Source organism: Rathayibacter tritici (assembly GCF_001641005.1).
GTDB lineage: Bacteria > Actinomycetota > Actinomycetes > Actinomycetales > Microbacteriaceae > Rathayibacter > Rathayibacter tritici.
Map to the genome: position 1 here is coordinate 3,162,677 of NZ_CP015515.1, position 25,496 is coordinate 3,188,172.

A 25,496-nucleotide genomic window follows, 5' to 3' on the forward strand; every position below is an offset into this window, starting at 1 on the left:
TCACTCGGCTAGGGTGGGCGCCGTGCAGTATCGACATGTCGGCGCGAGCGGGCTGAAAATCTCGGAGATCGTGCTCGGTACCTGGCTCACGCAGGGCGACCGGACGCCGGACGACGCCAGCATAGCCATCGTGCGCGCCGCACTGGACCTCGGTATCAGCACCTTCGACACAGCAGATGCCTATGCAGACGGGCGGGCTGAGGTAATTCTCGGTCAGGCTCTGCGGCACGTACCCCGACACTCTGTCGAGATCCTCACCAAGGTGTACCTCCCTACCGGGGCCGGCGGTCACAACGATTCCGGACTCTCCCGCAAGCACATCCTCACCGCGATCGACGCTTCACTCACCCGCCTGGGGACCGATCATGTCGACATCTACCAGGCCCACCGGTACGACGTGGAGACGCCGTTGGAGGAGACGATGCAGGCGTTCGCCGATATCGTGCGTGCGGGCAAGGCCCTGTACGTCGGCGTCTCCGAGTGGTCGGCTCCCCAAATCCGGGCGGGCCAAGCCGTCGCACGCGAGTTCGGCTTGCGACTCATCGCGAATCAACCCCAGTACTCGATGCTCTGGCGAGCCATCGAGGCGGAGGTCGTACCGGCGTCGCAGGACTGCGGTATCGGGCAGATTGTGTGGTCGCCACTCGCCCAGGGCGTCCTGACTGGAAAGTACGCGGTCGATGCCGCACCGCCCGCCGGCAGTCGCGCTGCTGACCCTTTGACCAGGGAGGAGATCGCTCCTTTCCTGACGTCGCCGATCGTGGATGCCATCGCACGGCTCGCGCCCATCGCTCGAGATCTGGGGCTTACGACCGCTCAGCTCGCGCTCGCCTGGGTGCTGTCGAATGACGCCGTCGCCGGGGCGATCGTCGGCGCCTCTCGGCCGGCCCAGCTGGAGGAGACCGTCCGGGCATCGGGTGTTCGGCTGGAGGAACCGACGATGAACGAAATTGATGCGGTCCTAGGGACCCTTCCGGAGCGTCGCCCGGTCGATCTCACACCCGCCGAACGGCCCTCATGAGGCGTCGCCGCCCAGCCTATCGATGAGTGCCGCGATCGTTGCGCCGATCTCCGCGTCGGGTTCCGCGAGCGCACGCCCCAGCACGAAGAGATAGTCCTGGAGCGCAGCGTCAACGTCCGGTCGCGCGAAGAGCTGTGCGTTAGCGATGGCGAGAAGCTGATACTCGTCGGCGTCCTCGAATATCTCTAGCGCGAGGTCGACGCGGGCGGACCCGTTGTCTACTAGGACGGTACGGGAAGTCGTTCCAAGGAGTTCCGGTGCGGGGCGAATGTCGCCTTGGAAGGCGAGCACTGCCTGCACGAGCGGCTGCCCCGGCACCGGCTGCCCCGAGGGATTTACCGCGCGGACCACGTCGTTGAAGCCCACATGCTGATGCTCCAACGCCTCGAGAACGACGAGGTTCGTCCGTTCGAGCAGCGAACGGAACGGTTCGTCCTCCCGGAGCCGGATCCTCACCACGACGGTGATAGCGAAGTAGCCGAGGGCGCTCTCGGCAGCGGGGGTTGTTCGTCCTGCAATCGGCGTGCCGACGAGCAGGTCGCAGGATTTCGTGCGTCCACTCAGAAGGATTGCATAGGCGCTTAGACACACGGTGTATGGAGTGACGAGCGCGCGCGTTGCGAGTTGCGTCACGGACCTCCTCAGGTGCGTCGAGGAGCGGGTGGCGCCGCGGACTCCCTGGAAAGCGAAGCGCCCGACTCGTTCTCGACCCCAGTCGAGCGTCGTCGGGGCCCCGTCGAGCTCTGCCCGCCTGCGCTCGAGAGCGGCGGAAGTTGCCACGCCAGCCGCGACGGCCCGCTGCCAGCGCGAGTGATCGCGGGGCTGCAAGGGCCGCGCCTGAGAGTGGTGCTGGACGTCCTCCCCGAGCTCGATCCCATAACTCGTTGCCAGCTCCCGTTCGAACACGGCGAACGAGAGCTGGTCGGCGATGAGATGGTGCATCGTCCAGACGACGAGATGCTGTTCGTCCGCGAGGGAGACGACGAGTCCGCGGACGAGGGGGGGCGACGTCGACTGCGAACGGCTCGCGCGCGAGGTCGTCTGCCATCCGCTGCGCTGCTGCGCGCGGGTCGGGTTCGGTCGACACGTCCGCGCGGCGGATGCGGAGGGCCGGTTCGTCCTCCACGCGGACGAGGAGCGCGTCGCCGACAAGGTGGAGTCCGGAGCGCAGCGCTTCGTGGCGTTCGGCGACTCTGTTGACCGCCGCCTCGAGCGCCTCAACGTCCAGAGGTCCATCCACCAGGCCAGCAGAGGTCTCGTTGTACGCGACGGACGCGCCGGGGTACAGCGCGGTCTGGAACCACATCCGTTCCTGGTGCAGGGAGGCCGGGTGGTCGCCGGCGCCATCGATCGGCGCGAGGAGCGGCAGATCCGCGCGTGTGCTCGCGCTCCCGGAAGCGAGAGCGTCGTCCAGCTCGCGGAGCGTCGCGGGCCCCAGCAGGTCCCGGATCCGCGGTGCTGTGCCGAATCGCTCCTGCATCCGAGAGACCACGCGGACCGCGTGCAGGGAGTTCCCTCCTGAGGCGATGAAGGACGCATCCGGCGCGACGGTCGTGTCGCCGAGGACCTCCTGCACTACGCCTCGGAGCCGATGATCCGCGGGGTCGGACGGCCCGATGTACATCTGCTGGGCGGGGGGCGCGTCCAGCAGACGCAGCAGTGCTGCACGATCGACCTTGCCGTGGGCGTTCACCGGGAGCGCACGAACGCGGTGCAGCCTCGGTAGTGCGTAGTCGGGAAGGATCGCGGCAATCCCGACGGAGAGGCGATCGTTGTCGGCGTCACCCGCAACGAAGGCTTCGAGTCGTGCGTCGGCCCCGCTCCCATGGGCGAGTACGGCGCACGCGCGCACCCCATTTTGAGCTGTGATGGCGCCTTCGACCTCTGCTCGCTCGATGCGGTGGCCGCGGATGTTCAACTGGTCGTCGGTGCGCCCGAGGAGTTCGAGTCCGCCGCTAGAGAGGGCGCGGGCGCGGTCTCCGGTGCGGTAGAGGCGTCCGCCCGGTTCGGAGCCGAACGGGTCAGGACGGAAGACGCGCGCCGTCAATCCTGGTCGCCCGAGGTAGCCGCGGGCGAGGCCTGGACCGCCGACCCAGATCTCGCCTACCTCGTCGGGGCCAACTTCCGCCATCTCCGCGTCGAGCACGTGAACCCGGTAGCCGTCCAGGGGCGCACCGATCGTGGGCGCCCGTCCGGGATCGCGTGTATCGGACGCCGTCGCCGCGACTGTGACCTCGGTCGGGCCGTAGACGTTCACTAGGCGCCGACTCTTCCCCCAGCGCTCGGCCACCGCATCAGGGCACGTCTCGCCGATGTACGCGAGGGTCGTCAGCGCCGAAAGAGCGGGTTCCTCCGAGAGTTCGGCGAGAAGGGCGGGCGGGAGCATCGCGGCCGTCACGCTCCGTTCGCGCAGGAAACCGACGAGCTCCTGGCTCGCGGGATCAACGTCGGCCGGCGGCATGACAACGGTCCCTCCGCCGGCCAGAACGGCGTGGAGATCGACCACGGCGGAGTCGAAGGTCAGAGGGTAGAACTGGAGGAACCTCGTGTCCCTGGTGATCGCCAGGCGCGACACAATAGCGGACACGAAGACGGAGGCCCCGCCGTGCTCGGCGATGACACCCTTAGGAACGCCGGTCGAACCAGAGGTATAGGTGACATAAGCGGCCGCGGTCGACGAGACGGCGGGGAGGTCGCCGGGAGGAAGACCTCTGCGCTCCGCGAGCAACCCGGCGACGGTCATCTCGGAACCCAGATTTTCCGGTGCCGTCGCCGTCGTCAGGGTCGCAACCGGTTCGCACTGCGCCAGGATGCGTCGGGTCCGCTCGACAGGATGACGTGGATCGAGGGCGACGTATGCCGCGCCGGCGCGGAGGATGCCGATCAGGCCGACCACCGTGTCGATGGAGCGGCCGAATCGTACGGCGACGAAGCTTCCCGGCCCGATCTCCCTGTCCAGGAGCGCGCGTGCAACGTCCGCGCTCTGCGCGGCAAGCTCGGCGTATGTGAGCACAGATGACCCCTGCTCGACGGCTATGTCAGCCGCCCGACCGGTCGCAAGAGCGGCGTCATGCAAAGTCTCGGAAATCCGACTGACCGGCCAACCCGCCCGCGGCGTCATTGCCGTACTGCTGCCCATCCCCATGGGGTGATCGTACAACCTGAGGAGTCGTGCGGTTATGCTGGCCGAATTACCGTCCCCGTGCTCGCTACGGTGGATGGGGCGAATTGGGGGTCTCATGCACGCGACTGTGTCCGAACTGCTGGACGGTATTCTCACCGATCGGCCCGATGCGACGGCGCTGACGGACGAGCGGCGGCAGTGGACCTATCGCGAGCTGGACGAGGTGACCCGCCGCCGGGCGGCCAGGCTCGCCGAGACACCGACGGGCGGACGCGTTGCTCTGGTCGGCGAGCACTCCGCGGACGCTATCGTCTGGGCACTCGCCGTTCTACGCTCCGGCCGCATCTACACGCCGATCAATCCGAACACTCCGACCCCCCGCATCGTCGAGTCCCTCACAGCTGCGCACGTCACGTCCGTGATCTGCCTCGACGGCGAGCAAGAAGTCACGCTGCGCGGACGCGGCCCGTGGACGCTCGTGGACGCCGAGATGGCATCGGAGACCGCTGAGGCCGCATCACGTGTCGCGTCATCCGCCGTCGCCTACTCCATCTTCACGTCGGGCTCTACCGGGCAACCTAAACTCGTCGATGTCGGCCACGAGGGCATCGGGGCGCTGTGCCGGTCGCAGCGCGAGGCATTCGGGCTTCGAGCGGGCGATCGTGTGGTGCAGTTCGCCTCCCTGTCCTTCGACGCATCGATCGCCGAGATCTTGGTCACCCTTGCAGCCGGAGCGACACTCGTCGTCCCCGCTCATCACGGAGGCCCGTGGCTTCCGAGCGTCGAGCGTCACCTCGCAGAGCACGGCTGCGACCTGATCACGCTGCCCCCATCCGTGTACGCGAGGCTGGGTCGCTCGGCGCGGGAGCGGATCGGTACGGTCGTCTTCGCGGGCGAAGCGCTGCATGCAGCCGAGTTCGAGGAAGCGTCCGCACACAGCCGCGTCCTGAACGCTTACGGCCCCACCGAGGCCACGGTCTGCTTCTCGATCTACGAGTCCTCTCAGTTCAGCACCTCCATCGGACGACCGATCGATGGATTCGCCGCCCTGGTTCGGGTGGACGGGTCGCTGCGCGAGAACGGCCGGGGCGAGCTGGTCCTCCTCGGGCCGGGCGTTGCTCTCGGATACGCCGTTGGCGGCGATGAGCACGGCGGGCCGTTCACGGTCCTCGATGGGATGCGCGCGTACTTCAGTGGCGACGACGTCGAAATCGTGGACGGCGTGATCTTCTACCGCGGACGCATCGACGACCAGATCAAACGGCTCGGCCACCGAATCTCGCCGGTCGACGTGGAGAGCCGGATCGCGCGTACCGCAGCCGGCTCCGCAGTGCTCGTAGCCAACGACGATGAGCTCGTGCTCGTGCGCGAGCAGTCATCGCTCTCCGAGGAAGTGCTGCGCAACTCGCTCTCGGAGACCCTCGCGCCCTGGGAGATGCCGGACCGGGTCGTCTCGATCCCAGCCCTTCCGCTGACGGACAACGGCAAGATCGATCGCGCCGCAGTGGTCCAACAGGTTCTTGCGGGTAATGCTCCAGTGGAGCAGGTCCCGACGGTGGCGCAGACGGTATCCGCATTCGTCACCGAGGTGATCGGGCGCCCGCTCGATGAAGCAACCTCGCTCTTTCGAGCCGGCGGGACATCGATGTCGCTCGTGCGCCTCCAGATGAAACTCGCCAGCGTCTACGGCGAGGACGAGGTGCGAGAGGCGTTCGCCCACATGAACTACGACTTCACGATCCGCGCGTTCGTCGAGGCGATCGCGGCGGATGTCGAGCAAGAGGGGGCGGCGAGCGAGACAGCGGTCCTCCGCGAAGCGCAGCTCCACATCGATCGGCTTCGCGCCGACTTGGCCGGGATAGAGCGACCCCGGATCTGCGGTGACAGACGCACCCTCCTGCTCAGCGGTCCGGGTGGCTTCATCGGCGGTCGCATCCTCGAGCGCGCCATCGATGAGTTCGATGCGATCACGGTCGTGAGCACAACATCGCGTGCCGACCTGGTCCGCAGGCACAGCGACAGGCTCGGTCGCGCGGCGGAAGACTTCGCGACGGTCCGTGTCGTCGACTACGACGAACTAGCCGCCATCGCCGAGGGCACCGCGGAAGCCGACACCTGCGATGTGGTCGTGCATGCCGGATACAATGTCAATCACGCACTCCCGCTGAGGGAACACCTTCTCGACAGCGTCGCTCGCACCGCGGACGTCGTCCGTGCGGCTGCACGTCTGGGCGCCGAACGCTTCGTCTTCCTCTCGGCGGCCTCCGTCGGCGAGCGCTTCGAGCCGCTCTCTGCGGCAGTACTGTCGGCAATCGATGATCCATACTCGCAGTCGAAGGCGATCAGCGAGAGCGTCGTCGATGTTCTCGCCACGATCGGTTGCGCAGTCGACATCCTCCGTTGCGGCCTCGTCTACGGCCACGACGCGACCGAACGCGAGTTCCTCGAGCTCGACACCTTCGCGCAGATGTTCCGACTCTCGCTCGAGAACGGGATGTTCCCCGTCCTCCGCGGCGAGATACCCATGGTCGACGTCTCCACGGTCGTCGAAGAGGCGTTGTTCCCTCCGACGCGGACCGGTCGTCGTCACCTCGTGATCGAGCGCAGCTATTCCGCCGCTCAGATCATCGCCGAGCTCGGTCTTACTGAGTCGGGCCACGTCGATCCGGAGCTCTGGCTCCGCCAAGCGGCCCAATCCGAAGCCGACCCACGCGTGCTGTCCGCCATCAGCAAATCGCTCGACGGGTACGGGTGGCCGTTCGCAGTAGCCGGAGATCGTCCAGTGCTCCGCGGGCTCCGCGGACTCTTCGAGCTCGAGGGGGCGGTAGACGGTGAGCGCTGACACGACTGGGGCCTGGGTCCGCACGGGTGACCCGTCCATCGAGTTCGTCGCCGACGAGATCTGCATTCGTGACGAGCTCACCATGGGAGACTTCGATCGATGGCGCTGCGGCGACAGCCTTGTCGTGTTCCACGAACCACTGCTCGAGTACCCAGAGCGCCTCTTCGTCTTCGAGGTCGACGGGCAGTGGTACGCGGGAATTAAGACGATCTCGGACTACGTCGTCGACGACGACATGCCGGGGGTGTTCTGCAGCAGAATCCGCTGGTTTAACATCATCGGAAGATTGCACTCCCTACGCACCTCGGACTCCGACGCGCGTCTCGTCGCCGCGCCGCTCGGCATCGACGAGCGGCGCCGCATCTACGACGCGATGCAGAGCACGACCGCGGTGACCTTCCCCTTCCCGAAATACTCCTCACCCGGGACCGAGAAGAGCAGCCCGCCCGACGGATGGAAGGTGAGCCGGGAGCGAGCCGACTTCCTCGCTCTGGGCGAACGGCACATCCGTGCGTTCACCCGCAGCAGGTTCGCCGGGTACCCGGCACCGGTCGGTCGCGCGGTGGTCGCCTACGATCCCGCCTGCTCGACGGGTCGCTTCTTGTCGGAGTTCGCCGCGTCCGCCCCTTTCGCCGTTTACACCATTGGCCAGGACCTCAGCCGGCAGATGGTCAGCTACTCCGCGGAGTTGCTCGACGAGGCGCATCATGGCGACGCCGCCAACCCCGTCCCCACAGAGGGCTCGGTAGACATCCTCTTCATCCGGTTCCTGAATTCGGAGGTCGTGACGACGGTTCAGGCGCGAGAGATCCTGCCCCGTTTGGTCGCCACGCTCCGTCTCGGTGGAACAGCGGTTCTACTCGGACACACGCCGATCCTGCTGGACATCGCAGACCTCGCGGCGGCAGGCCTCACAGTGATCCAGACCCTGGCCCGCCAGGAGGAAGCCGTGTTCCCTTACGTCGTCGCCGAACGGGCCCGCTGACATGGAGCAACTGCCTCACGTCGTCCTCGTCGGTCTCTACGAAGCCGAGGAGCACACTCTCGAGCCCGAGCGCTTCGCTTACTCCGTGCTCCTCAGAGCCAAGAGTGCCCGCCGACTCGCCGCGCGCGCCCTCCCCGGCATCCGGGCCATCGGAGAACTGGACGTGGCCGCGGGTGATGATCTCGACGAGTATAATCGCGCGTCGCCGCAGATGATTGAGTTGGTTGCAGCGCTCGCGACGAAGCTCGGACCGCCGCATGGAATCGTCGGGATTCATGAACACACCACCCTGCCCGCGGCCCGCCTCCGAGAACGCTTTGGCGTGCCAGGCACGAGCGTGAGGACCGCCACACTTTGTCGAGACAAAGTTGTGATGAAGCAAGCGGTTGCTGGCGCAGGTATCGTGACGCCTCGGTTCTGGCCGGTGGACGCCGGTACGACTGCGAAGGACCTCGCCGATGCCCTAGGGCCGCTCCCAGGCCGGAAAGTTCTCAAGCCCCGCAGCCAGGCCGCCAGTCTCGGAGTGCGCATCTTCGCCGATACGACCGAACTCCTCGACGAGGTGCGGCGCAACGGCTGCCCAGACGACCACGAGGTCGAGGAGTTCGTCGACGGAACCGTCTGCCATCTGGATGGAGTCGTCCGCGACGGCGAGATCATTTTCCTCTGCGGATCGTCCTATGTGACCAGCTGCTTCGATTTCCGCTTCAACACCACCCCTCTCGCCTCCGTGACGATCGACGATCCCGCCACGCTGGATGCGGCGCTCCACTTCGCTGCCGACGTACTCGACGCGGTCGGGCTGACGTCGAGCGTCTTTCATCTAGAAGCATTTCTGCTCCCGGATGGTTCGTTCGTCTTTCTGGAGATCGCGAATCGCTTCGGTGGCGCCGGTATCCAAGACCACATCCAGCTCGCCTACGGCGTCGACCTGGCACGGGAGGCGGTTCTCGCCTGCCTGGGCGATCCGAGCGAGGTGACCGCTGGTCCCGTGACCATGCTCGAAAGGATGCCGGGGCGGGCGTCCGGGTGGTTGTACACGCCGTTCGAGCAAACGGACCGCGGCATCGTGGTCCGCGTCAGTGGTGTCGACGACCTACCACGATCGGTCGCCGCGGCGCGATATCCGCAGTCCGGCGACGTGGTCGGCGCTGACCCCGGCGTGTGGGAGGCGAGCGGACGGTTTGTTCTGGTCGGCTCCAGCGCCGCCGGACTGGAGGACGACATCGCAACAATCACCGGTCGGTATCGCGTCCACGTCCTGCCCGAAGGAGGCAGCACATCGTGACCCCGGACATCATCGTCGTGAACGGCGGGTCAAGCTCCGGCAAGACCTCGATTGCCAGGAGCCTGCAAGAGATTCTGCCCGAACCGCACCTGAGCATCTCCATCGACACCCTGGTGGATGCTTTACCGCCTCATCTCGACGGGGCCGATGAGGGCGTCTCATACGGGGATGACGGCGCCGTAGAACTCGGCGGCGGGTTCCGCCGGCTCGAAGCGGCGTGGATGGCAGGCGTTGTCGCGATGGCTCGCGCCGGAGCGCGGATCATTTTGGACGATGTGTTCCTGGACGGGTCGGAGTCGCAGGAGCGATTGCGCGATCATCTCGATGGACTCGACATCGTCTGGGTCGGCGTCCGGTGTGCTCCAGGAATCGCGACGGAGCGGGAGCGGGCGCGCGGTGATCGGTCGCTCGGAATGGCTGCGCACCAGGCCGAATCCGTCCACCGGCGAGTCGTGTACGACATCGAGGTCGACTCCGGTAGGGACTCGGCGGCGATCTGCGCCGGTCGGATCGCCGAATGGGTCGACGCGGTGCCTCCGCGTCCCGGAGCGGAGTCATGAGCGCCCCCGGAACTGACAAGGTCGTCGTGAACGCGCGGGGACACCACTCGATCTGGTTCGCAGACCGTCCGAATCCTCCGGGCTGGTTCGACGAGGGGACTTTCGGTAACGAGGATGAGTGCGCCGCGCGGATCGACGACGTCTGGCGGGGCCTGGGTCCGACTCTCCGTGACGAGCCTCCCGCGGGAGCTCGCGCGTGACCCCGCAGGACTTGGCGTCGCCCGACCGCTACATGACGAAGGACCGGGTCGAGTTCTGGCGGCGGATGGCGATGGACGACGCGTGTATCTGGAGCGATCCCGGCGACTCGCCGAGCGGCTTCTGGTCCGTCTTCTCGTACGCGGACTGCAGTCGGGTCCTCTCGCCGCGCGCTCCTTTCACCTTGGAGTACGGGATGATGATCGGGTTCGACGCGGAGCACCCGGACACATCGGGCGGGAGCATGATCGTCGTCACTGACGGCGACCGTCACAGGGCACTCCGTGCGCTCGTGGGCCCCTTCCTCTCCCGCCTGCGCACTCAGGAGCTGCACGGCCTCATCGACACGGAGACCGCTGATATCGTCGCGCTCTTGCGCGCCTCCGAACCTGTGGACATCGCGCGCAGCATCGGGCCGCGCTTGCCCGCGGCGGTTGTGTGCGAGGTGCTCGGCGCCCCGGCGAGCGAGAGAGAGCGTCTCATCGCTCTCACCAATCATGCTTTCGGTGGACAGGACCCGAGCTTCAATCGGATGAACCCGATGGAGGCACACATGGCGATCCTGCAGTACTTCTTCGAGCTCGCGGAGCGCCGTCTGCGCGAGCCGGGATCCGACTTGATCTCGGCGATGCTCCAGGACCCGAGCATGACGATCGAGGACGTCGTCATCAACTGCGACAACGTGTTGATCGGAGGCAACGAGACGACCAGGCACGCTGTCACGGGGGTCTTCCACGCCCTGAGCCTTCACCCGGACGTCCTCGGTCGGATCCGCTCCGATCCAGAACTGCTCGATCCGATGGTCGAAGAGGTTGTCCGCTGGACGTCACCGGCTGCTCATGTGCTGCGCGTGGCAACCGAGGACACCTCCGTGGGCGATCGCGCTATCGCGAAGGGCGAAGCCGTCGTGGCATGGCTTCCCGCGGCCAATCGCGATCCTCGCGTCTTCGACGATCCAGACCGTTTCATCCCCGATCGACCCCGTAACCGTCACCTCGGCTTCGGCAACGGGCCGCACCACTGCCTGGGAGCCGCTATCGCGCGCGTGGAGATCAGGCAGCTCGTGGCCGCTCTCGTCGAGCAGGTCGAGTCGTTCACGTTGGTCGGCGAACCTGAGTGGATGCGGTCCAACCTCGTGCAGGGCTACCGCACGCTCGAGATCGCGGCGACCATGCGCAGGGGGCGGTGATGTCGCCCGCCGCTCCACCCCTGATCGTGTGCGACGTTGATGGAACACTGCTCGGTTCAGACGGTCGGGTATCACCGCGAACCACGGATGCGATACAGCGGGCTGTGGCAGCGGGTTGCCGGGTCCTCTTCGCGACCGGCCGCCCACCGTGGTGGCTGGATCCAATCACCGATGCGGGATTCTCCGGCGTGGCCGTCTGCACGAACGGCAGCATCGTGTTCGACCTCGACGCGCGCGCGGTCATCGCCTCGACGCCATTCAAGACGGACGTGCTGGTCTCGATCATCGGACGGCTGGCGGCAGCGGACCCGAGCGCTTCCCTGGCCGTGCACCGGGTCGGCGCCGGGGCTGAGTGCGGCCGCGTCGACGACCACGACCTCGGGCTATGGAGCGATGCGGACTTCTCTGTGTGCTCGCGTGCAGAACTGGTGAGCGAGCCGGTCGTGAAGGTCCTGGTGCGGAGTCATCTCGATGTCGGCTCGCTGGTCGACGTCGTCAGCGACGCGGCCGCCGGCGCCGCTGAGGTGAGTGTGTCGTCAGACTTCGGACTCGTCGAGCTCATGGCCGCCGGTGTCGATAAGGCGGCGGCCGTCCACGCGCTGGCATCCTCATGGGGCATCGACGCGCGCACGGCCGTGGCGTTCGGCGACATGCCCAACGATCTCGGGCTCTTTTCCTGGGCTGGGCACCCTGTGGCGATGGGCAACGCACACGACGATGTGCGGGCTGCCGCGATGGAGATCACGACCGGGAACGACGACGAGGGCGTCGCCCGCGTTGTGGAGCGGTGGTTCCCGCTAGGCGCCTGATCGCGGTTGCACGTCCACCTCGAGAAACGCTTCCGCGGATCCGAGGAAATCCGTGACCGCCTGCGCCGAGTCGCCCGTTCCGATGAGAAAGCCGAGGCGGTCCACGAACTCTTCTGGAGGGAGCGCGACCCGATCGCCAGGATCGCTCATCCAGACAAGCCGGGAGAAGCGCGGGTCGGCGCTCAGCTCAGGTGCGGAACCCAGTTCTCGGACAACTCCGGCGTGGGGCGGGTAGACGAAGCGGATTCCGGCCGAGCGAGCGCTCGTCGGCTCCAAGCCCGGACGAGCGCCGACCGCGACATCCGCGGCGGCGCGGACGAGATCGATCCCGGTCGCGAGGTGGACGAGGTGTGGGATGAGGTCGCCCCCGAGCCGCGCGTTGACCTCGACGAGTCTGGGCCCGGAGGTGGTCAACCGCACCTCGACGTGCGTCGCGCCCGTCGTTATCCCGAGCGCACGGACTGCGTCCGTCGCCGCGTCCGCGATTGCCGCCTCTTCCTTGCCTGCGGCGTCGACCGCATCGACTACGTGACCCAATTCCTCGAAGTAGGGCGCCATGCCGAGTGACTTCCGGGTGACGGCCAGCGCCGTGACCGCGCCGTCTTGGCTGAGGCACTCGACACTGAATTCCGGACCGTCGAGGTACTCCTCGACGAGAACCTCTCCCGACGCTTCGATACCCGTCAGCGTGGCACCTGCGACTGACGCCCAGTCAGCTTCGAGGGCGTCCTCCGTATCTGCGCGGACGACGCCGATGCTGCCCGCAAGGGCGCGTGGCTTCAGGACGACCGGGTAGCCGATTGCGGCCGCTGCCGCTCTCGCCTGATCCAGCGTCGCGACTAACCTCGCCCGGGCGGATGGCACACCCGCCCGATCGAAGAGGCGCCGCGCGCTCCACTTGTCTCTGCAGTTGCGGACCGCCTCTGGGGGACTGTGCGGCAGACCCAGCTCCGCTGCGATGACGGCCGCCAACTCGATCCGCCGCTCGTCCCAGCTCAACACCCCTGCGATCGGGTGGCTTCTCGCGAGGGCGAGAGCGGCGTGGACCGCGGACGGGCCGTCAGACAGGTCCGCTTGCGCCGACCCCGCGATCAGCGGCCTTTGCCAGGTCGGCGCCGCGTCGTCGAGGAGGACAACCGCGCATGCCTCGGCGACGGAGCGAAGCGCGTAGCCGCGGTACTCCTCCGATATCCCGCTTCCGACGATCAGGATCGAGGGTCGTCCGATCATGAGAAGCGTCCGTTCGTTGCGTGAATGTGAGGAGAGATCATCACTGATACTCTGGGGGAATGGGGAATTTCTTGTTGCGCGATGCTGCCGTCAGTGCCCACGGGCTGATCAAATCACACCCGGTCCGAGGCGGACGACGAAAGGGCGCCGCTCAGCCTGAGACTGTGAGCGTTATTCATAAGCATTTACCAGCCGAGTCGGTAAAGTTCGAGGCGGGTGACGGTGCGAATGAGGTTGGGAAGTTCTGTAAGACGTCCGCGATAGCCGGTCTTGAGGATTTTCCAGTTCTTCCAGTGCGCGATGCATCTTTCGACCGCCGAACGGATGGAGGAGATGTATCGGTTGGCTGTACGTGTGTTGTCATCATGTTGTCCGTGGTGAAATTTTTTCCGGGGAGTGACTGCGGTGGTTCCGACGTACGCTGGGTCCGCTATCCACTCGGCATTATCGAGAATCGGTTCCCATCCACACAGGCTGATGGTCGCTCGGTCGTGCCGAGCGCCGGGGGTCGGATCGGACACGCAAAGCAAGTTACCGTTCACGTCCGAGGCAACTTGCACGTTCAGCCCTTGACGGTGTCGCTTCCCGGAGTAGTTCGCTCTCCCCGTCACGGCGCGGTTCCCGGTGGGAACATCGGTGCCGTCGACCAGGACCACTCGGCCCTGGATAGCCGTCTTTAAACACACCCCCGACAAACAGCAGGCCTGCTCGATCAGCGGGACGATCCGCCGATATGCGCGAGAAATCGTGGGCTGCGACACACCGAACATATCCGCGATAGTCGTTTGGTTCACGTTCTGCCGCAATAAGATCAGAGTCATAACGACCTGCTCGCGAATGTTCAGCAGCACCGGGCGTCCCGAAATCTCACCCCTCCCCGTGACAATCTGCCATATCCGACAGATCAGCTCCGTCAATTGCTCCGCATCCAGGCCTGTAGTAGAGTCGTACCGCATCGGCTTCCCGTTCCGAAAATAGCGAGCTTTGGAACTTCTATTCTCCCGAATGGGAAGCCGATGCCTCGGAACGACACGCCCGAATCAGACCTTATGAATAACGCTCTGTGCACGCCGTACGCGGAATCGACATCGAAGTGGCGCGCGGCGAGACGTTCGGGCTGCTGGGTGCGAACGGTGCAGGCAAGTCGTCGACCATGCGCATGATCGCGTGCGTCTCTCCCCGCAGCGGCGGCCAGCTCACCGTGCTCGGGCTCGACCCGGAGCGCGACGGCGTCACCATCCGCGCGCGCATCGGCGTCGTGCCGCAGCAGGACAATCTCGATGCCGAGCTGACGGTGCGCGAGAACCTGCTCGTCTACGGCCGCTACTTCGGCATGTCGCGCGCCGACTGCCGTAAACGCAGCCTGGAGCTGCTCGACTTCGCCCAGCTCGCAGAGAAAGCGGATACGCGCGTCGATGATCTGTCCGGCGGAATGAAGCGGCGTCTGACGATCGCGCGATCACTCATGAACTCTCCGGAGCTGCTGCTCCTCGACGAGCCCACCACCGGCCTGGACCCGCAGGCGCGCCACGTTCTGTGGGACAAGCTCTTCCAGCTCAAGCAACAGGGCGTGACGCTCGTGCTGACGACGCACTACATGGATGAGGCGGAACAGTTGTGCGACCGTCTCGTTGTCATGGATGAGGGGCGAATCATCGCCGAGGGAGCCCCGGCCGAGCTCATACTCCGCTATTCAACCCCGGAGGTCCTCGAGCTTCGTTTCGAGCCCGGAGCACAGCGGGTCGCTGAACCTGAGGTCCTACGGCTCTGCGACCGTGTCGAGGTACTCCCCGACCGCCTGCTCGTCTACACGGAGAACGGCGAGAGCGTACTCGCCAGCGCGCTGGCCGCGGGCGTTCGCCCCCTGTCTACACTCATCCGCCGGTCCGGGCTCGAGGACGTCTTCCTCATCCTCACCGGACGATCGCTCATCGAGTGATGGCAACGATGGCCCCCCGCTCTCCACGCCCCCGTCGGGCCGTATTCGAGTACCTGCTCCTGATCTGGCGCCGCGCGTTCGCGGCGAGCCTTTCAGAAGCGATTGGCGCACCGGTCATCTACCTCCTCGCCGTCGGCCTCGGCCTCGGCACGTTGGTAGACACCTCCGATCCTGAGGCCTTCGGCGGCGCCTCGTACCTCGCTTATATCGCCCCGGCGCTCCTGACGTCCGCGGCGCTGCAGATCGCCACGACGGAGGGCAGCTATCCCGCCTTCGCACGGTTCGCATGGGGAAGGGAGTTCGTGGGCATCACGGCCACGCCAGTCACGCCCGGCCAGGTGGCCGACGGCCAGATCCTTTTGATCGCCTTCCGGGTTGCCATCTCGGCCGTCGCGTTCTACTTCGTCCTGTCGCTGTTTGGCGTCGCGGGCGGGTTCAACGGGATGTGGATGATACCCGTGGCGGTCCTTCTCGGGGCGGGTTGCGCCGCCTGGTCGCTTGCCTTCGGGGCCTGGATCGTAGGCAAGGGCGACGGTGAGGCATTCAACATCCTGTTCCGGATCGTCGTGCTGCCAATGACGCTTTTCTCAGGGACGTACTTCCCGATCTCGCGCTTTCCCGACTGGCTGCAGGGCGCGATCACCCTCTCTCCGCTCTGGCATGCGAACGAACTCGCAAGAGGGACCACTCTGGGCACCCTCAGTGCTCTACCGGCCGCCGCGCACGTCGCGATCCTGCTCATCGTGCTGATCTCCGGCATGCTTGTCGCGAGATGGATCTACTACCGGAGGCTCGTGTCATGAACGGTCTCGCCCCCCACGCCTCGCAACTACGGACCGTCGGCCGCAGCGGTGCCGTCGTCGAGCGCTCCATGAGGGTTGCACGCCGGAGTATCGTGCCGCTCGTCTCGGGGTTCTTCGAGCCGTTCTTCTACCTCCTCGCACTTGGAGTTGGTCTCGGATTCTTCATCGACGACGTGCAGGTGGATGGACGATCGGTACCGTACGGCGCCTTCGTTGCTCCGGCGCTTCTGGCCTCATCCGCGATGAACGGTGCCATCTACGACTCGACGTACAACGTGTTCTTCAAAATGCGATTTGCGAAGCTCTACGACGCGATGATCGCAACGCCGCTGCGGCCGTTCGACATCGCCCTCGGCGAGATCTGCTGGAGCCTGATCCGGGGAGCCGCGTACGGTGCAGGGTTCCTTCTCGTCATGCTCGCGATGGGCCTGATCACCTCGGCATGGGCGTTCGCCGCGTTGCCCGCGCTCGTCCTCGTCTCCTTCGGGTTTGCCGCAGCAGGCATGGCTGTCACAACGTTCGTCAAGAGCTTTCAGCACCTCGACTGGGTGACGGCCGCTCTGATCCCGATGTTCTTTTTCTCTACCAGCTTTTTCCCACTGTCCGTCTACCCGGCACCGGTCCAGCCGATCGTCCAGGCCCTCCCGCTGTACCACGCGATCGAGCTAATGCGAGCGCTCACGCTCGGGATTCCGGACGCCGGCATACTGGTACACATCGGTTATTTCATGGTGATGTCGGTCGCAGGAATCTGGCTTGTGAGCCGACGCCTACATCGGATCCTGCAGCCATGACCAGGCCGTCGAGCGCCGTCTCGCAGCGATGACGGGAGCCGCAGCGGCGATCGTCCTCTGGGGCCTGACACCCGCCGTCCTGGCCGATCCGCTGGTGTCTGCCCACCAGCTCTCGACCGCGGAACAGGAACGCGCCGCGCTCATGCTCCGTGCGCCGGATCGGGACGATTTTGAAGCGGCGCACTTTCTCGCCCGCGTCTGCGGAGGGTGGTTCGGTCTGGGCCCGGATCGCCTCGAACTTCGCCAGGAGTGCGCGGTCTGTGGCGGCAGTCACGGCGTGCCGAGGTTTTCGAGCGCGCCGCACCTCCGGGTCAGTATCGCGCACGCGAGTGGAGCGGTCGTCGCAGGCGTCGCGTCGAGGTCCATCGGTGTCGACATCGAGCCCGTCCGAGCTGTCGCACCGACGGATCTCACGCCGGTGCTCTCCGCGGAGGAAGCGGCCTGGTTACGCAGCCGTCCCGACGACACGATCAGGATTTGGTGCCGAAAGGAGGCAGCTGCGAAGGCGAGCGAGGCCGGGCTGGCCGGAATGAGGGACGTGAAAGCGCTGACGGGGTCATGGACTGAGCTGACCAGTGCCGAGTTCCAGCTGTGCGTTTCGACAAGTGCACCCGTCGTCCTCGGGCGCATCGGTGAGCGACTCCCGGCCCGAGGGCGCCTCCCCTTCTGCGGTGCTCCCTGACCGTTGCGCGAGCCGGAGCTCGCGCCGCCGGAAACGGGGCAAGCAGAGGGACGACCCCCTGCACAGGGTTCACGATCTGACGCTACGGTGAGAGCCTCCCTCGCGAGGTTGCTTAACCGCGAGCAACCGACCACTGCTACTCCGCGCCGGCGGCGAGGAGCGCGACGAGAGATCCGACAGGGGCCCTCAGGGCGGACCGGTTGACTGATCCGCAGGCGTTCTGCGAGCTCCACGGCCGTGGCGGGGCCTTCGTGCTCGAGCGAGAGCACCAGGAGGACCTTTGCGTGACTCCCCAGCGCTTCGACAGCGTGAGCCAGCGCGGCCGGACACCTCGCGGGGCGAGTCGAAGAGTCGTGCGTTGGCCGAGCGCGTCGCAGTGGTCAGGGTCGCGACGCGGGTTCGGGAGCTGTACCTGGTCGGCTGAGCCCCCGGCCCGCCGACTCGTCGCGAACGGCCGTCACCGGAGCCGCGAGGCAGCCCTTCGTCACGAACGACCGTCCGCTCAGGCCGAGCGCGCCTCCCGCAGCACGTCGGCCGACTGCTGCGCGGCCCGGCGAACGTCGCGGTCAGGGTCGCGGAGCATCCCCGTCAACACGGCCTCGACGCTCGCCGCGAACTCGCCCTTGGCGTCGCGACCGGAGGAGATCCCCGCCACGGCCGCCGCCACCAGCGCGCGCGCCCCGGCCGCACGGACCCGCGGGTGCTCGTCGGTCGTCAGCCGGGCGAGCTTCTTCTGCCCGCCCAGCACCCGCTCCGCGCAGACGCGGGCGCACATCTCGCGCACGCGCCACGACGGATTCGCGAGTCCGGCGGTCACCGCGTCGGCGGCGGAGTCGTCCCAGACGTAGAGCAGGGCGCGAGCGCCCCAGAGCTCGGGCCAGTAGAGGGAGGGAGCGCCCTGGAGGATCCCCTCCGCGTGCTCGCCGCCCACGGTGAGGAGGAAGGACTCGCCCTCGTAGCCGCCGGTCAGCAGGGCCGCGGAGCGCAGAGCGACGGCGCGCTCCCCCTCCCGGGCGACCTGCGCGCGCAGGCGCTCCTCGAGCGGATCGGTGAGGGTGACGGTCGGTTCGTTGTCGCGTGCCATGTGGCTCCCGACAGTACCCGCCCGCGCCGCCCGGCCGCAGTCTCCGCAGCACCCGGCCGCACTATCCGCGCCGCCCAGCCGCAGTATCCGCAGCATCCGGCCGCGCTGCCGCCGCGCGGTTCGCGCCGCCCGGCGACGATCTCCGCCCGCTCAGGAGTCGCCCACCGAGCGGTCGGGCGCGCCTGACTATGCTGTTCTCACCCCCGGCAGCCGAGCCTTCTCCGCCTCGTCCGTGCCGGGGTGGCGCGGCTCACCCGCCCGGGGAGCGGAGGAGGTCCTCTCATGGCCGATCGGCCGAACCTCCGGCATGTCGCGGCGGTCGCGGGCGTCTCGCACATGACCGTTTCGCGGGTGCTCAGCGGCCACCCCAACATCAAGGAGTCGACCCGCCAGAAGGTCCTCGAGGCGGTCGACGAGCTCAACTACCGGCCCAACATCGCCGCCCGATCCCTCGTCACGCAACGCACCGACCGGATCGGCGTGATGATCGAGAGCGGCGCCGAATACGGACCCTCCAGCACTCTGCGCGCGATCGAGCGCGCCGCCCGCGAGAAGGGCTACTCGATCACCTCGATCGCCCTGCGTCCCGATCTCGAGATGACACCCGCCGACGCCATCGACCATCTGATGGGCCTGGGGATCGACGCGCTCTGCGTGATCGCGCCGCGCTCCTCCTCCGTCGCGACACTGCGCACCGTCGAGATCGGCGTGCCGACGCTCGTCGTCAAGAGCGACAAGGATCCGAATTTTCTTACCGTCTCGGTCGACCAGCAGGCCGGGATGTTCCAGGCCGTCGACCACCTCGGCAACCTCGGCCACCGCGACGTGCTGCACCTCTCCGGTCCGCTCGACTGGCTCGACGCGCGCGCCCGCGAACGCGCCTTCCACAGCCGCGCGAAGTCGTGGGGGATGCACGAGCGCCCCATCGTGATCGGCGACTGGACCCCCGACTCCGGATACGACTTCGCCGCGAGTCTGAGCTCGGTGCCCGATTTCAGCGCGATGGTCGTCGCGAACGACGAGATGGCGCTCGGAGTGATCCACGGCCTTGTCGAGCGCGGAATCCGGGTCCCCGAGGACGTCAGTATCGTCGGCTTCGACGACCTGCCCACGGCCCGCCACTTCCTCCCGCCGCTGACGACGGTGCGCCAGGACTTCGACAAGCTCGGCACGACGGTCGCCGAGGTGATTCACGCGCGGATCCGCGGCCAGGAGATCCCGCAGCGCACCCGGATCCCCACCGAGCTGGTGATCCGCTCCTCCACGGCTACTCCCCGATCGTGACTCTCCTGGTCCGATCCCGCCGTACGCGCTCGCGTATCATCGGCGGCAGCCCCTGGCGCGTCGAACCCTGACGGCGCGCCGCACACGAACCGAGGACGGCACGTGGCGATCGCATCGAGGACGACCCGGAATGCCGTGGCACCCGTCGTCGAGATGACCGACATCCGCGTCTCCTTCTCCTCCGGTCCCGCTCTGCGGAACGCGCACCTGCGGCTGATGCCCGGCGAGATCCACGGGTTGATGGGAGAGAACGGCGCGGGCAAGTCGACGCTGATCAAGACGCTCACCGGCATCCACCGGCCCGATGCGGGCGAGATCCTCGTCGACGGCGTCGTACGGCGTTTCAGCGGCCCCGCGGAGGCGAAAGCCGCCGGCATCACGGCCGTGTTCCAGGACGAGCGCCTCACCGACAACCTCAGCATCGGCGAGAACGTGATGCTCGGGCACGAGGTCCGCGGCCGCTTCGGCATCTCGTGGTCGCGCACGCACGCCCGCGCCGCCGAGATGCTCGCGGAGCTGGGCCTGGAGGACCTCGACTCGCATCTGCCGCTGCGTTCGCTCTCGCCCGCGATCCGCCAGCTGGTCGCGATCGGGCGGGCGATGGTCGACCGGCCGCGGGTGCTGGTGCTCGACGAGCCCACCTCGAGCCTGGACCTCGGCGACGTCGCCCGCCTCTTCACCGTGCTGCGGAGGCTGCGCGACCAGGGCGTCGCGATCCTCTTCGTCTCGCATTTCCTCGAGCAGGTCCTCACGCTCAGCGACCGGCTGACCGTCCTGCGCGATGGGGACACCGTCGGCGAGTACCCGACGCACATCATGGACCGCGCCGAGCTGATCGCGACCATGATCGGCAAGGACATCGACGCGCTGCGGCAGATCGGCTCCGACCGCCGCGAGCACCGGCGCCAGCCCGTCGGCCCGGCGATCTACCGCGCCCACGGCATCGGCCGCCGCGGCGCCGTGGGCCCGACCGATCTGGAGTTGCACCGCGGCGAGATCGTCGGCTTCGCGGGCCTGCGCGGCTCGGGCCGCACCGAGCTGGCGTCGCTGGTGAGCGGAGTGGAGAAGCCGGACACCGGCGAGGTGCTGATCGACGGCGAGCCGGCCCGTATCTCCGACCCGGTCTCCGGGCTGCGCCACCGCATCGCGCACTCGAGCGAGAACCGGCGCGAGGACGGGATCATCGGCGATCTCTCCCTCCGCGAGAACCTCGTGCTCGGCCTGCAGGCCCTGCGCGGGTGGGCGCATCCGCTCTCGGCCGCCGAGACCGACACCCTGGTGCGCACCTACGTCGAGGCGCTCAACATCTCGCCGGCCGATCCGGACATCCCGGTGAAATACCTCTCCGGAGGCAACCAGCAGAAGGTGGTCCTCGCGCGCTGGCTCGCGACCCGGCCTCGCCTGCTCGTGCTCGACGAGCCGGCGCGCGGGATCGATGTGGCGTCGAAGGTCGAGATCCAGGCGCACATCGCGCAGCTCGCGAAGGAGGGGGTGACCGTCGTCTACATTTCGTCCGAGCTGGAGGAGGTGGTGCGCCTCAGCGACCGCATCGTCGTCTTCAAGGACCGCGAAAAGATCGGCGAGGTCAGCAACGGCCCCTGGCTCACCGTCGACACGATCGTCGAGATGATCGCGGCCGACCGCGACGACGACGACTTCGACGACGACTGATCGAGAGACCGAGGACCGCCACCAGCCCGACCGAGCGGTGCTCCGAGTCCTCGGAGCACACTCCAGCTCTTCTGAGAGGACCACTCTGGACTCGCCGCCGGGGTGCTGTCAGCGTTGACGGCTGGTGACCTCGGCCTGGCGGGGCATCAGTTCCTCCTCGAAAGGTCGCATGCCCTCGGTCTCCGCGCACGTCGCCCACAGCCTCGCCTTCTCCGTCCGTCACGTCTTCGGAGTGATGGGCGCCGGCAATGCCCACCTGATCGACGCCGTGGAGCGCCACCCTCGGGCACGATTTATTCCGCTCCGCCACGAGGGCGGCGCCGTCGTGGCAGCTGACGCCCACTTCCGCGCCGGCGGCAGCCTCGCCGCGGCCACCACCACCTGCGGGCCCGGCTTCACCAACACCCTCACCGCTTTGGCCGAGGCAGCACTCGCGCGCTCGCCCCTCCTCCTCGTCGCGGGCGATGAGCCGAGCACCGGGAGGCGCCCCTGGGGCGTCGACCAGTCGGCGATGGCGCGGGCGGCCGGGGTCCGGACTTTCACCGTCGGCATTCGTGACGCCGCCTACACGACCGTTCGCGCGATCGAGCACGCTCTCGCCGAACGAACACCGGTGGTGCTCGCGATCCCCGCCGATCTCGCCACCGCCGAAGCCGCAGCTCTACCGAGGTCGCAGGTCCTTCGCCGGGCGGGGCGGAGGGTGCCTTCCTCTACCGACATCGCCCGCCTCGCCTCCATGATCGCGGCGGCCGAACGCCCCCTGCTCGTCGCGGGTCGGGGCGCCTGGCTCGCGGACGCCGGGGGCGCTCTGGGCGAACTCGCCGACCTCACGGGAGCCGTCACCGCGTCGAGCGTCCTCGGTCTGGGAACGTTTCCCTCCCGCAGCCACGACCTCGGCGTACTGGGCGGCTTCGGTGCAACAGGGGCGCTCTCGCTCGTGCACGACGCCGACCTCGCGCTCGTGATCGGGTCGTCGCTGGACCGCCATTTCCTGCGCTGCGGTGAACTGTTCGCCCCCGCCACCCGCGTCGTGCAGGTCGACATCACCCCAGCCGCAACGGACGGCCGGGTCGACGACTACATCCGGGGCGACGCTCGCCTGGTCGCCGAGGCCCTGGTCGCGGAGTTGCGCACTCGAAGGCGCTCGCGGGGCGAATGGCGCGACTGCGTCGACCCGGACCTGCACCTGGCCCGTGATGAAGGCGACCAGCGGGCCGCGGACGGCCGGCTCGATCCGCGCTCCACGGCCGTCGCTCTGGCGGCGCTCCTGCCGGAGGACCGCGTCGTCGTCACCGACGGCGGGCACTTCCTCGGCTGGCCGATCATGCACTGGCCGCACGCCTCACCCGAGCGCTTGGTGACGCTCGGCACCGCGTTCCAGGCGGTCGGCCTGGGGATCCCGGCAGTGGTGGGAGCAGCGCTGGCGAGACCGGAGACGACGGTCGTCCTGGTCACCGGCGACGGCGGCGGCCTGATGGCGCTCGCTGATCTCGAGTCCGCCATCCGCGTGGCGGGCGGCCGGGGCGTCGCCGTGGTCTGGAACGACGCCGCGTACGGTGCCGAGCTCAACGTCTACGGCGCGTTGGGCCTCGCCGAAGGCCCGATGCTGATCCCGGAGGTTGATTTCGCCGGAGTCGCCACGAGCCTCGGCGCGGAGGGCGTGGTCGTCCGGACGATGGCGGACCTGAGCGCCCTCGCCGTGTGGACGGGGCAGGACCCCGTTGTGCGGCCGTTCCTCCTTCTGGACTTGCGCATCTCGCCGCAGATCGTGGCTCCGTATCTGCTGGATCTGCTCCACGCCGCCGCGGCGCGCTGAGGATCGGTTCGCAACCGAGGCCCGCATCGACGTGATGCGCCTGTTCCGGCCTTCTGCCGGTTCTCGACCTCGGTTGCGAGCCGTCGGCCTGCGAGAATCCGGAGGTGGACGACCACGCTAGGGACGAACTCGCCGAGCTGAGGCGGCGCGCTTACGGACGCCGTCCGGACATCGACCGCGATCCGCTCGCGCGTGCCCGGCTGGTCGCGCTCGAGGCCGGAGCTCCGTCCGCCACGGACGAGCCCGCCCCACCCGTCGCGGCAACTCCCGCCCTCGAACAGCCCGACTCCGGCGATCCGGAGCATCCCCCTGCTCCGCGCTCCGCTCGGGCCCGGAGCGTCCTCGGCCGGGCGACGGCGCTCCTGCTGACGGCCGCCGTCGCGGTCGGCGCCACCCTCCTCGTCACGAGAACCCCGGAGCCGCCCGGCCGCGAGGTCGCCGTACTGCCGCTGACCAACGGCACCGACATCCCCGGCTGGGAGGGACTGGGCTTCGACGGCTCGGTCACCACGGACGACTTCGGCGGGCTCACCGTCGTGCGGCAGAGCCGTCCCGCCGACACCGGTCTCACCGTCGTCCGGCAGCGGCGCTCCCCGAGCGCCGGCTCGTGCCTGTACATCGTGCGCACCGTCGATCCGCAGGACGGCCCGTTCTTCCAGGGCTGCACGGCCGGGGCGTTTCCCGCGGTCGCGCAGTTCACCGTGACGTCGGAGGCCTCGGAGCAGCTGCGCGAGGAGTACCCGGTCGGCACGGCGTTGCGCTTCACCCTGGAGGGCAACGAGGTCCACGTCCGCGCCGACACTCCCTGAGCGCTCGGATCCCCGGTCCGAGGGGGCCCGCGACCGGATCGTTATCGAAGGGGCGCGGCGCGCTGTTGCGTCGCTAGAATTGTTCACGGTAACATTTCGACGCGGCGCTGCTTCGGCCGGCGCCTACTGCACATCTTGCACTCACCGCACCTCGGGCCGCTAGGCCCGTATTCGAGGCCCTTCAGGGTCCACCATCTCGGGCGCGCTCGTCGCGCCCGCGATCTCAAGGAGGAGATCTATGTCTAAGACGAGGCGTATCGGCCAGTTCCTGGGTTTCGCAGCAGTCGGCGCACTCGCGTTCGGACTCGCCGGATGCTCGGGCGGTTCCGGCTCCGATTCGGGCTCAGGCTCGAGCGGTGACCTCACCACCATCGGCTTCGTGGCCGTCGGCCCCGAGGGCGCATGGCGCCAGGCGAACGAGACCAACATCGAGGACACGTTCACGAAGGACGCCGGCTTCGACCTCAAGTACGCACCCGCCACCAACGGAGACCAGAAGTCGCAGATCGACTCCTTCACCTCCTTCGTGGACGAGGGCGTGGACATCATCCTGCTCTCCGCCACGGAGGGCTCCGGCTGGGAGGACTCGCTCGAGCGCGCTCAGGAGGCCGAGATCCCGGTCATCCTGATCGACCGCGGCATCGAGCCGGACACCACCGACCTCTACGTCACCCGCATTGCGCCCGACAACATCGCGGTCAGCACCTCGGTCGCCGACTGGGCGAAGACCACCTTCCCGAGCGGAGGCAAGTACTTCACCCTCGAGGGTCCCGCGGGCGTTTCGGTCGTGAACGAGCGCAATGAGGGCTGGGACGAGGTCATCGGCGCCGATCCCGCCTTCACCAAGATCGGCGCACAGACCGCGAACTGGTCGACCGAGGAGGCCAAGAGCGTCTTCGAGACCGTCCTGAAGTCGAACAACAACGACGTCCAGCTGGTCTTCGCTCAGAACGACGAGATGGGCCTCGGTGCCGTCCAGGCCGTCCAGGAGGCCGGCCTCACCCCCGGCACCGACGTCAAGATCGCCACGATCGACGGCACCAAGAACGCCCTCCAGGCGCTGGCCGACAGCGAGCTGAGCTTCGTCGCCGAGTACAACCCGCTCTTCGGCGAGACCGCCCTCGACGCAGTGAAGAAGACGCTCGCCGGCGAGAAGGTCGAGTCCTCGATCGTCGTCCCGAGCGAGACCTTCGACTCGCCCGAGGCCGCCGCCACAGCGCTGCCCGACCGCAAGTTCTAGTCGCCGCGCACCACTGGCCGCCGCGCCCACACGCGGCAGCACCCACCCGGAGCGATCGGGGCCGGCCCTCCCGCCGACCCCGGTCGCTCCGACCCTTCGGCGCACCCGCTCGGCTGCGCCCCGCTCGA

The 25,496-nt window shown here is 67.7% G+C and carries 20 protein-coding genes and 2 pseudogenes; 17 read left to right on the plus strand and 5 right to left on the minus strand.

All coding sequences use genetic code 11. The features are described from left to right. Positions 1-22 precede the first annotated feature (22 nt). Positions 23-1,021, plus strand: coding sequence for an aldo/keto reductase family protein (locus A6122_RS14430; protein ID WP_068257718.1), 999 nt, complete (start codon positions 23-25; stop codon positions 1,019-1,021). Here A6122_RS14430 and A6122_RS17800 read toward each other — a convergent pair. Next, positions 1,016-2,008: pseudogene (locus tag A6122_RS17800) on the minus strand (condensation domain-containing protein); the annotation flags it as partial. The gene A6122_RS14430 and the pseudogene A6122_RS17800 sit on opposite strands and share 6 nt — an antisense overlap. A 25-nt stretch (positions 2,009-2,033) precedes the next feature. Next, positions 2,034-4,262: pseudogene (locus tag A6122_RS17805) on the minus strand (non-ribosomal peptide synthetase); the annotation flags it as partial. Between A6122_RS17805 and A6122_RS14455 the strand changes: the two are divergent. From A6122_RS14455 to A6122_RS14485, 7 genes are read left to right on the plus strand one after another with little or no spacing between them, the layout of a single operon-like run. After that, complete coding sequence (locus A6122_RS14455) at positions 4,261-6,987, plus strand: AMP-binding protein (RefSeq protein ID WP_068256336.1); 2,727 nt, start codon at positions 4,261-4,263, stop codon at positions 6,985-6,987. The pseudogene A6122_RS17805 and the gene A6122_RS14455 overlap by 2 nt on opposite strands. Then, positions 6,977-7,972, plus strand: coding sequence for a class I SAM-dependent methyltransferase (locus tag A6122_RS14460; RefSeq protein ID WP_068256339.1), 996 nt, complete (start codon positions 6,977-6,979; stop codon positions 7,970-7,972). Before A6122_RS14455 ends, A6122_RS14460 begins: the two co-directional genes overlap by 11 nt. A 1-nt stretch (position 7,973) precedes the next feature. Then, positions 7,974-9,260, plus strand: a complete 1,287-nt coding sequence (locus A6122_RS14465) for an ATP-grasp domain-containing protein (protein WP_068256342.1) — start codon at positions 7,974-7,976, stop codon at positions 9,258-9,260. Continuing rightward, entirely contained in the window at positions 9,257-9,820 is a 564-nt protein-coding gene (locus A6122_RS14470) for a chloramphenicol phosphotransferase CPT family protein (protein ID WP_208855029.1), read from the plus strand. The genes A6122_RS14465 and A6122_RS14470 overlap by 4 nt, the downstream gene beginning before the upstream one ends. Beyond that, on the plus strand, positions 9,817-10,020 hold the full coding sequence (locus A6122_RS17810) for an MbtH family NRPS accessory protein (protein WP_068256345.1): 204 nt from the start codon (positions 9,817-9,819) through the stop codon (positions 10,018-10,020). Before A6122_RS14470 ends, A6122_RS17810 begins: the two co-directional genes overlap by 4 nt. After that, positions 10,017-11,207: a cytochrome P450 gene (locus A6122_RS14480; protein ID WP_208855030.1), complete on the plus strand. Its 1,191-nt coding sequence runs from the start codon at positions 10,017-10,019 to the stop codon at positions 11,205-11,207. Before A6122_RS17810 ends, A6122_RS14480 begins: the two co-directional genes overlap by 4 nt. Continuing rightward, entirely contained in the window at positions 11,207-12,016 is an 810-nt protein-coding gene (locus A6122_RS14485; RefSeq protein ID WP_068256348.1) for an HAD family hydrolase, read from the plus strand. Before A6122_RS14480 ends, A6122_RS14485 begins: the two co-directional genes overlap by 1 nt. On the opposite strand, the gene A6122_RS14490 is transcribed toward A6122_RS14485, so the two are convergent. Next, on the minus strand, positions 12,005-13,246 hold the full coding sequence (locus A6122_RS14490) for an ATP-grasp domain-containing protein (protein ID WP_068256351.1): 1,242 nt from the start codon (positions 13,244-13,246) through the stop codon (positions 12,005-12,007). The two genes, A6122_RS14485 and A6122_RS14490, sit on opposite strands and share 12 nt — an antisense overlap. A gap of 185 nt (positions 13,247-13,431) precedes the next feature. Beyond that, positions 13,432-14,202: a transposase family protein gene (locus A6122_RS16175; protein WP_084415715.1), complete on the minus strand. Its 771-nt coding sequence runs from the start codon at positions 14,200-14,202 to the stop codon at positions 13,432-13,434. Positions 14,203-14,309: 107 nt separating this feature from the next. Between A6122_RS16175 and A6122_RS14495 the strand changes: the two genes are divergently transcribed. The 4 genes from A6122_RS14495 (at position 14,310) to A6122_RS17815 (ending at position 17,464) form a co-directional block, all read left to right on the plus strand. Beyond that, on the plus strand, positions 14,310-15,185 hold the full coding sequence (locus tag A6122_RS14495) for an ABC transporter ATP-binding protein (protein ID WP_068256354.1): 876 nt from the start codon (positions 14,310-14,312) through the stop codon (positions 15,183-15,185). Beyond that, positions 15,185-15,988 carry an ABC transporter permease gene (locus tag A6122_RS14500; RefSeq protein WP_146076689.1) on the plus strand — a complete coding sequence of 268 codons (804 nt, stop codon included), beginning with the start codon at positions 15,185-15,187 and terminating at the stop codon, positions 15,986-15,988. Before A6122_RS14495 ends, A6122_RS14500 begins: the two co-directional genes overlap by 1 nt. After that, positions 15,985-16,782 carry an ABC transporter permease gene (locus tag A6122_RS14505; RefSeq protein ID WP_068256357.1) on the plus strand — a complete coding sequence of 266 codons (798 nt, stop codon included), beginning with the start codon at positions 15,985-15,987 and terminating at the stop codon, positions 16,780-16,782. Before A6122_RS14500 ends, A6122_RS14505 begins: the two co-directional genes overlap by 4 nt. A gap of 142 nt (positions 16,783-16,924) precedes the next feature. Continuing rightward, positions 16,925-17,464: a 4'-phosphopantetheinyl transferase family protein gene (locus A6122_RS17815; RefSeq protein ID WP_418320023.1), complete on the plus strand. Its 540-nt coding sequence runs from the start codon at positions 16,925-16,927 to the stop codon at positions 17,462-17,464. 502 nt (positions 17,465-17,966) lie between these two features. Here A6122_RS17815 and A6122_RS14515 read toward each other — a convergent pair. Beyond that, a complete protein-coding gene (locus A6122_RS14515; protein WP_068256363.1) occupies positions 17,967-18,548 on the minus strand; it encodes a HEAT repeat domain-containing protein in 582 nt (193 codons plus the stop codon). A 282-nt stretch (positions 18,549-18,830) separates the two neighbouring features. Between A6122_RS14515 and A6122_RS14520 the strand changes: the two genes are divergently transcribed. The 5 genes from A6122_RS14520 (at position 18,831) to A6122_RS14540 (ending at position 25,368) form a co-directional block, all read left to right on the plus strand. Beyond that, the gene (locus tag A6122_RS14520) at positions 18,831-19,832 is read left to right on the plus strand and encodes a LacI family DNA-binding transcriptional regulator (RefSeq protein ID WP_068256366.1); all 1,002 of its coding nucleotides are present in this window, start codon (positions 18,831-18,833) and stop codon (positions 19,830-19,832) included. Positions 19,833-19,985: 153 nt separating this feature from the next. Continuing rightward, the gene (locus A6122_RS14525; protein WP_068257726.1) at positions 19,986-21,503 is read left to right on the plus strand and encodes a sugar ABC transporter ATP-binding protein; all 1,518 of its coding nucleotides are present in this window, start codon (positions 19,986-19,988) and stop codon (positions 21,501-21,503) included. A 169-nt stretch (positions 21,504-21,672) separates the two neighbouring features. After that, positions 21,673-23,319 (plus strand): thiamine pyrophosphate-binding protein, encoded by a 1,647-nt coding sequence (locus tag A6122_RS14530; protein ID WP_068256369.1) that lies wholly within the window; start codon positions 21,673-21,675, stop codon positions 23,317-23,319. Positions 23,320-23,423: 104 nt separating this feature from the next. Next, positions 23,424-24,128 carry a hypothetical protein gene (locus tag A6122_RS14535; protein ID WP_068256372.1) on the plus strand — a complete coding sequence of 235 codons (705 nt, stop codon included), beginning with the start codon at positions 23,424-23,426 and terminating at the stop codon, positions 24,126-24,128. 238 nt (positions 24,129-24,366) lie between these two features. Next, positions 24,367-25,368, plus strand: a complete 1,002-nt coding sequence (locus A6122_RS14540; protein WP_068256375.1) for an ABC transporter substrate-binding protein — start codon at positions 24,367-24,369, stop codon at positions 25,366-25,368. The last annotated feature ends 128 nt before the right edge of the window (positions 25,369-25,496 follow it).